The sequence below is a fragment of the Leptolyngbya cf. ectocarpi LEGE 11479 genome, assembly GCF_015207065.1.
GTDB lineage: Bacteria > Cyanobacteriota > Cyanobacteriia > Phormidesmidales > Phormidesmidaceae > Leptothoe > Leptothoe ectocarpi.
This window is the reverse complement of sequence record NZ_JADEXP010000402.1, coordinates 1-5762: the sequence shown is the minus strand read 5'-3', so window position 1 is coordinate 5762 and position 5762 is coordinate 1. Positions and strand designations below refer to the sequence as shown.

The 5762-nt window shown below is 48.2% G+C and carries 4 protein-coding genes and 1 pseudogene; 1 reads left to right on the top strand and 4 read right to left on the bottom strand.

Annotation, left to right across the window (positions count from 1 at the left end; translation table 11 throughout):
* The 4 genes from IQ260_RS26845 to petH form a co-directional block, all read right to left on the bottom strand.
* Positions 1-1372 (bottom strand): CARDB domain-containing protein (locus IQ260_RS26845; RefSeq protein ID WP_228016470.1); only part of this gene is annotated, 1372 nt, incomplete at its 3' end.
* 146 nt (positions 1373-1518) lie between these two features.
* Complete coding sequence (prmC, locus tag IQ260_RS26840) at positions 1519-2433, bottom strand: peptide chain release factor N(5)-glutamine methyltransferase (RefSeq protein WP_228016469.1); 915 nt, start codon at positions 2431-2433, stop codon at positions 1519-1521.
* Positions 2434-2435: 2 nt separating this feature from the next.
* Entirely contained in the window at positions 2436-3749 is a 1314-nt protein-coding gene (locus tag IQ260_RS26835; protein WP_193996146.1) for a homoserine dehydrogenase, read from the bottom strand.
* Positions 3750-3862: 113 nt separating this feature from the next.
* On the bottom strand, positions 3863-5062 hold the full coding sequence (gene petH, locus IQ260_RS26830) for a ferredoxin--NADP reductase (RefSeq protein ID WP_193996145.1): 1200 nt from the start codon (positions 5060-5062) through the stop codon (positions 3863-3865).
* Between the two features lie 585 nt (positions 5063-5647).
* Here petH and IQ260_RS26825 point away from each other — a divergent pair.
* Positions 5648-5762: pseudogene (locus IQ260_RS26825) on the top strand (photosystem II D2 protein (photosystem q(a) protein)); the annotation flags it as partial.

Below are 5762 nucleotides of genomic sequence, written 5' to 3'. Positions count from 1 at the left end.
CAGACAGGTAAAAGGAAACGGTGTAGTTTCCAGTGGCGGCGCCGCCGATATTACTGATGTTGTAGTCAAAGTCGAAGGAGTTGCCAGCGGTTTGGGGTTCGAGGACAACATTGGCCGAGGTGGCAACAAGGTCAGCGGCGGTGGTGCCATTGACGACAAGAGTGTCGAAGTCAATGAGCTGACCCTGATTGCGGTTATTACCTTCGTTAGATTCGGTGACGGTGTTGGCAGAATCAATAATCATGCCGACGGTGTAGTCACCATTGCCACCGTTAGCTAACCAGAAGGCATCATTGACCCCAGGCATGGTAAGCCGAGTGGTTAATGTGCCGGTGGTGGCGCCAGCCGCGAGGCTTCTGAGGGAGACGCTACCCAGCGACTTATCGGCCCCGCTGATGAAGTCGTTACCAGACAGGTAAAAGGAAACGGTGTAGTTTCCAGTGGCGGCGCCGCCGATATTACTGATGTTGTAGTCAAAGTCGAAGGAGTTGCCAGCGGTTTGGGGTTCGAGGACGACATTGGCCGAGGTGGCAACAAGGTCAGCGGCGGTGGTGCCATTGACGACAAGAGTGTCGAAGTCAATGAGCTGACCCTGATTGCGGTTATTACCTTCGTTAGATTCGGTGACGGTATTGGCAGAGTCAATAATCATGCCGACGGTGTAGTCACCATTGCCGCCATTGGCTAACCAGAAGGCATCATTGACCCCAGGCATGGTGAGCCGAGTAGTTAAGGTGCCGGTGGTGGCCCCAGCCGCAAGGCTTCTGAGGGAGACGCTGCCCAGCGACTTATCGGCCCCGCTGATGAAGTCGTTGCCAGACAGGTAAAAAGAAACGGTGTAGTTTCCAGTGGCTGCGCCGCCGATATTACTGATGTTGTAGTCAAAGTCGAAGGAGTTGCCAGCGGTTTGAGGTTCGAGAACGACATTGGCCGAGGTGGCAACGAGGTCAGCACGTAGGGTGTTGTTGATAACAACGTCGTCCCAGTCTAGAAGGAAACCGCGATTTCTATTGTTGGTTTCGTTTGATTCTGAAACTTGATTCAGAGAATCGATGACCATACCGATGTGATAGGTACCATCGCCTGAATTTGTTTGCCAAAATGGGTCATTAACCCCTGGCAGGGTCAAACTTCTGGTAAAGGTGCCAGTGGAAGGGTTCGAACCAAGACCTGTAATAGTGCTAGAGCTGAGAAGTACATCGAATCCAGCATTGGGGTCAATGATGTTGTTTTTTGATAGGTAAAAAGCAACTCGAAACGGACCATTGACGGCGGTTCCCAAGTTTCCGATTTCATAGTCAATATTGAATGTACTGCCTGCAACGAGAGGCTCATTCAAAACATCGAAATCTAGGCCAAATAGATCGGGCATTAAGTTTTCATCTCCAGGGTAGACGCACCTACGTACTTCTACAGAGTAAAAACTTATTCACGCAAAGGGAATACTTTTTCTCTCAATAAAAATAATTGAAAAAATCTATGGAACAAAATTGCTCTAAATGCGTCCTCAGCTCTTTTTCAAGAAAATTTGGGTTGAAATATGGCCGTTACAAATCGGTCAATGCCTGCTAAATCCTGTTGTTTTTGAACGGTTTGGTAACCCTGGTTTCGCGCAAGTAAAGTTCTAATCTCTTGACTCTGTCCTGCCATATGTTCTGTTAGCCATAGCCCACCTGGCTTGAGAAAATTAGGAGCCTGGGCAATTAGATAACGAATATCATTCAAGCCATCGTTTCCTCCATCAAGCGCTTGATGGGGCTCATGTTGGGTAACTTCGGGCTCCAAACTTGAAACGATTCTACTGGGGATATAGGGAGGGTTAGTAATGACTCCCGATAGTTTGCCTTGCCAATTGCTGATAGGGGCAAACCAATTGCCTTGATAAAAATTAATATTACTGACTTTGTTACGATGGGCATTCTGGCGGGCAATTTCTAAGGCTGTAGTACTAATATCTACGGCCAAAATTTGGGCCTCTGGGAATGCTTTGGCTAGCGCGATCGCAATTGCTCCACTGCCCGTACCCAAATCAGCCCACACCTGTGAACTAGACGGTACACCCTGTTGTTCTGCCCAAGTCTGTACGATTTCGATGATGAGTTCAGTTTCAGGCCGAGGTATCAGCACATCGGGCGTCACCGTTAGCATCAAATCTCGCCACGGTGTTTCCCCCACCAAGTACTGCACCGGCACCCGTTCGGTCAAACGCCTCTGCCACTGCTGGGTTAGCCAATCCAGCGCATGGAATAATCGGACCTCGCTCCGGTCACGATAAAGCCCTAGGCTCAGCTCTGACTGACTTAAATGGCTTACCCCCTGTAAAAACCAATCCACTTCGTAAACAGCAATCCCTGCATGGCGAGCACGTGCTAGAGCTTGCTTTCTCCAGAGATAAAGTGCTTCGCCAGAGATCGAGAGAGTGTCTGAGTTCAAAATTAACCCAATACCCGCAAAACGCTAGCAATCGAGTCTACATCACCAGACTCTTTCAACACAGTAATTGCCTGCTGAAAAGCGCCTTCCTGGACTTCGTGGGTCACAATCACAAGCTCAGCCAAATTTTCTTGCAGTCCGATCTGTACAATCGATTCCAGACTCAAGTTATGTTTGCCAAAGATATCTCCTAAATGACCAATCACGCCTGGCTGATCCTTCACCATCAGTCTCAGGTAAAAGCGACTTTCTAGCTCCTCCATGGCACTGACGGTTTTGTAGTCGCTGTAAGCATTACTCAGCAGCGGATTGGGAAGTTTTTCTTCTGCCGGAGACTCCATGTGCAGCGTGGCGGCAATGGCCATCATATCCGAGACAATGGCGCTGGCTGTGGGGCCTTCGCCGGCACCGGGACCATAGAGCATGACCTGACCAATGGGATCGCCTTCGACTAAAACCGCATTGTTAACGTCGTTAACGTTAGCGAGTGGATGATCTAAGGGAACGAGGGTGGGATGGACACGGAGTTGGATGGTGTCTGGCTTATCTGTTGTGAGGGGATTACGTTTTGCGATCGCAAGCAGCTTAATCACAAAGCCTAAGGTCTCAGCATAATCGACATCTACCGCACTAACGTGACGAATACCCTCAGTAAAAACATCCTCACGACGAATTTTGCCTCCAAATGCAATGGACGCCAAAATTGCAATCTTATCGGCTGCATCGAGACCATCCACATCAGCTGTCGGGTCGGCCTCGGCGTAACCCAACGCCTGTGCATCCGCCAGGATCGGTTCAAAGTCACCGCCCTCTGACTGCATGCGAGTCAAAATATAGTTGGTCGTACCGTTAATAATGCCGGTCACCGTCTCAATCCGGTTTACACCGAGGGCCTGCTGCAGGGGTTGAATTACAGGAATCCCCCCGCCCACGGCTGCTTCATAGAGCACATACACGCCTGCTTTCTTAGCCGCCTCAGCAATCTCATTGCCATAGCGAGAGATCACAGCTTTGTTGGCAGTCACCACGTGTTTCCCATCCTCAATCGCCTCTAAAATCAGCGACCGAGCAGGCTCTAACCCGCCGATGACTTCGACCACAATGTCAATATCAGGATCGGTCACAATGGCTTCGAGATCGGTCGTCAAACAATCCTCAGGAAAATCCACAGCACGAGGCTTATCCATGGAACGGACACCCACCCTATGGATTTCTAAGGTTTGTAGCAACGGATGACGCTGAGCGGCGTCTAACAAAATTTTGGCGGTGCCTGTGCCGACCGTGCCTAGACCTAATAATCCAACCTTAAAAACCAATGTGCTATCCCATTTGATTTACCACAGACCATTGTAAAAGCCAGGGAACCCTCAGATTCACCTGGCTTTTACTATTGTTCATCTGACATTTCGACAGGCTAGGTCAGTAAAACCTAGTAAGTCTCAACATGCCAGCGATGAGCTTTCTTCATACCCTTACGGTACTCAGTCCAATCTGCACCGGTCTTAGCCGCTGCAGCTGTCAAAGCCTCATCAATGCCACCTTCCATACCGCGTAGACCACAGATATAGACATGAGTTTTCTCATCTTGGATCAAACTCCAAAGCTCATCAGCATGCTCAGCAATGCGATGCTGAATATACATACGACCGCCTTCAGAGTTTTGCTGCTCACGGCTAATGGCATAGGTTAGTCGGAAGTTGTCAGGATACTTGGCCTGCATTTCTTCCAATTCTTCCTTATACAGAATATTGGGAGTCTTAGGTACACCAAAGAACAGCCAAGCAAGACCTTTGAAGTTGTTGTAGTCAGGGTTAGCCTCGCGCTCTTTGTCTTTGAACATACGCCATAGATATGCACGGAAAGGAGCAATACCGGTACCGGTACCCATCATGATCACCTTTGCATCGGGATCATCAGGCAGTAGCATCTCTTTACCCACAGGACCAGTAATCTTCACCTTAGTCCCAGGCTCTAGGTCACAGAGATAGGTAGAGCAAACACCGTTGATGGTTTCGCCACTCTCAGGATGCTTATAAGTAAGCTGACGAACACAGAGGGAAACCGTTTTATCGTCTACATCATCACCATGACGAGTCGATGCAATGGAGTACAAACGAAGTTTGTGGGGTTTTCCTTTATCGTCAGTTCCTTCAGGGATAATGCCAATACTCTGACCCTCTACATATTTAAGGTCTCCTTCAGACAAATCAAACTTGATGTGCTGAACAATACCTATACCACCTTCGTCAACCAAAGGTTCATTGGATAAACATGCGCCCAAATAGGGAGTCTTAGGCTTGTAAATGTTAACCGGTACATTAGCACCGGGTTTCTTTGCTTTAGCTTTCGTTTCGGCCATGGGTTTCTTTGCTGCAGGTGCTGTTTGAGCCACAGGCGCAGCTGGCGAATCGCCGTTTGCTGCACGAATGCTGACAATTTCACCTCCCATGCGCATAATTCGCCGAGTTTCTTCGGCCATACGCTCATAGGGAACTGTAACGAAAGTGCTTCCGCTCTGACGCACGGGCGCTGTGCCCCCGGCTGTTGAGCCTAGCCCTTTGACCTCATATATAAACAGACGGCTACCAGAACTACTGAGACTACCGCCGATGACACTCGAATTGTACATGCGCTGAACTTTTTAGTATCTCCTAACCCTTCAGAAAGTGGCTGAACCATCCATCTGAAAACTACTTGTCTATCTAGCGTATCATTCTGAGCGAAGTGTTCTGATATATGAGGATGCTGGCTAGATAGCTACCATCGATCACATGGGTGTGGTCAGCGTTGGTCTGTGATTCACTCTGTACCCTAACGAAAATCATCAGGCAAAAACTATAAAATACGATGCATTTATGGTCTCTTTTCTTTTTTCAAAAGGTTTAGCCCTGGTTGAGATGAGGATACAGCCCTGCAAATAAGGGTAACTAACCACACAATTAGATCTAATTCTTTACAGAATTTTTTGCGTAAATGCTTGAAAGTTAATCAGGGTTTGAGTTTTGAGCGTTTTCTTTAACCTGAGAAGTACGTGACAGATTGTAAAAAAACGAAAGTCTATTTATCATAAAGTACAAGCCAGAATCCGAATCTGATGGTAGTTACGACCATTTTGATGTGGATGCTTGTGACATCCCCACGTCCTTAAAGGGTTGATTATATCTCCCCAGCCCTTTATTTATAGGGACTTGATGCCATATTAAGAGGATTTGAGATGACCATAGCAATGGGCCGTGCTGGAGCCAATCGGGGCGTCTTCGACGTTGTCGATGACTGGCTCAAGCGCGATAGATTTGTCTTTGTTGGGTGGTCCGGTTTGCTGTTGTTCC